General features: G+C 76.7%; 1 protein-coding gene. It reads right to left on the reverse strand.

Features of this window, described 5'->3' with window-relative positions:
* Positions 1-109: 109 nt before the first annotated feature.
* The coding region (locus AC2JF9_RS10075) for a pyrroline-5-carboxylate reductase dimerization domain-containing protein (RefSeq protein ID WP_500727497.1) at positions 110-403 on the reverse strand (294 nt) is incomplete at its 5' end.

Consider the following 403-nt stretch of genomic DNA (forward strand, 5'->3'; position numbering starts at 1 on the left):
GGTGCAGGGCTCAAGCACGAAAGCGGCGGACGACATGCATTCCTCCCCGAAAGTGGCTGGCGCGCTGCGGAAGGCGGCGCGGAACACGCGGCTTGGCGGCTTGGGCCGGTTACGTCAATGGGGCGCGGGCGGCCCTTGCCTCCTCCGCCAGCTCGCGATTGCGGCGCAGCGCGGCCTCGACCGTGCGGGCGACAAGGCCGGGGAGCGCGCCGCCCTGGTCGAGCACGTCGAGGCCGGCGCGGGTGGAGCCGCCGGGGCTCGCAACCCGGTCGGCGAGGGCTCCAGGCGGCTCGGCGGAGACGGCGGCGAGGGCGGCCGCGCCTTCGGCCGTCGCGATGGCGATCCGGCGCGCCTCCTCGATCGCAAGCCCCTGCGCCGCCCCGGCTTCGGCCAGCGCGTCGAC

The organism is Lactobacillus sp. C449L (assembly GCF_059900815.1).